This is a genomic window from Ethanoligenens sp. (assembly GCF_047718355.1).
Lineage (GTDB): Bacteria > Bacillota > Clostridia > Oscillospirales > Ethanoligenentaceae > Ethanoligenens.
The window spans coordinates 1-1,996 of record NZ_JBDNLG010000161.1; the positions used below are offsets into that span (position 1 = coordinate 1).

Annotated in this window: 1 protein-coding gene; it reads right to left on the minus strand. The window is 46.4% G+C overall.

Annotation, left to right across the window (positions count from 1 at the left end):
* Positions 1-147: 147 nt before the first annotated feature.
* Positions 148-1,329, minus strand: a complete 1,182-nt coding sequence (locus ABF463_RS14475; protein WP_415534739.1) for an SLC13 family permease — start codon at positions 1,327-1,329, stop codon at positions 148-150.
* Between the last annotated feature and the right edge of the window lie 667 nt (positions 1,330-1,996).

Below are 1,996 nucleotides of genomic sequence, written 5' to 3' on the forward strand. Positions count from 1 at the left end.
AGAGGGAACTGATGAAGCAAGTCCGAGAGCTTCAAAAGGCTAAGGACACCCTCAATTACGGCGGCACAACATTCGGGGTATTGCATCGCCTTGGGTCAAGCTGACCCGAAGCGCTTCCGTCCTTGATGCCATTGCTCTAAGTGTATCTTACGATTTCATAACGGCAACAGCAAATGCAGCTCCCAGAACAAGACACAAACCAATATTATACAGCAGGAAATCTCGAACAAATTGTATCTTTTTGTGTGCGAATGCCCGACAGAACAGGGAAAATGAGATGATGCTGGCAAGCGATGCGATGGGTGTACCGAGCCCTCCGATATTCACGCCGTAAAACAATGCACTTATCTGTCTGGTGAACGGCGCTAGCATGACCGTGCTTGGGACATTGCTAATGATCTGGCTCAAAAGAAGCGAGGATACATAAGTTTTGATGGGACTGTCTGCGAGTGCCGCTATCTGCCCTTTCAGCATGGGTATATGGGCAACGTTACCCACCGCAACGAACAGGAATACGAAGGTCAGTAACAGCCGGTAGTCCGCTTTGCGCAGCAACTTCCTATCTATAACAACGGTAACCGGTAATACGATCATAAGAGTGACTATATAGGGAACGAAGCTCATGACGCCTGCAATCACCGGCACCGACAGCAGCAGAAATACCGCTGCCTTTTTCTTCTCGGTCACAGGTGCGTTGTTAATCCTGAGCTGAATCTTTTTGGGCCGAATGAACAGACTAGATATGGTAAGCAGAAAAAAGCTCACAACGCAAAGAGGTGCGGAATATCCAAAGAAAGATGCCGGGGCCATTTTAAAGAACGAAAAAATATAAAGGTTCTGCGGATTGCCGATCGGTGTCATGCAGCTTCCAAGGTTCGCAGCAACAGTAACCAAAACGCAGGGAAACGCCGCAGAAAAATCGCATTCCTTCGCAAGCACAATCAGGATGGGGATAACCGTCAACACCGCAACGTCATTTGTCGTAAACATGGAAAGAAAAAATGCAATCATGCACAGCGCCGCCGTCAGTTGTCGTTCATCCTTACAGCGGCTTGCGATAGTAACTGCGAGAGACCTAAGAAGCCCGTATTCTTCCAGCGCCTTTACAATCAGCATCAGTTCAAATAGACAGACAATCACTTTTGCGTCGATATAACCCCATTGGGGTATGTTAAAAAAGGAAGTGACGACCGCGGCAAGCAGAGAAACGGTAAGAAGTAAGTGGTTCGTGATTTCGTGCCAGACCTTTTCCCATATCCGGGCGGCAACGGATGTAACGCTTGAGGTGGCAGGTTGTTCAAAACTACTTGTTTTCATCAAAACTTTCAAATACTTTGCCTCCACCCACTCTTCATTTGTTAATCCGTATCGTTTTCTCATGTGTCAATTTTACTGGATATAGCTGTTTTGTGCAATATTATTTTTTAAACAAGCCCTAATCTTCCTCACCGAGACTTCAAGGTTGATCTGCCCAACCGAATAACGTTTCCTCTTTACTCTGTCCGCCTCCAGTATCCCAAAACACCCGGAGATACCAGTTGACACACATTTGTCTACAATTGACTACCACGATTCCCTAGATTTTCCAATAGGCCGCGCTATAGGGCGGCAATTCGCTTCCGCCTCCAAAATCATGCTTTTGTCCTGTTAACAGATCAGTAGCGCATCTCGCATTGGCATTAAAATGTGCTGCAAACGGTACCGCATCCGCATTTATACCAGCAATCCGGGCGGCTTACCGCCTACCGTGTATCGGCAGGCTGCGAAAGGTCTCGCTGCTTAACCGTGACTTTGGGGTGTTCACGCTCTGCACCATTCTTGACTTCTCCAATGTCATAATCCATGATGACACCCCTGGGATAAGTATAGCAGGGCAGGGATGGGGGAGAAAGGCATGATGCATTTTGTGATGCATTGAGTGCTAAAATGCATCACACAGTAGATAAAACGATTTATTTATAATTAAAATAATTTAGTATGACTATAGGCATAAAGA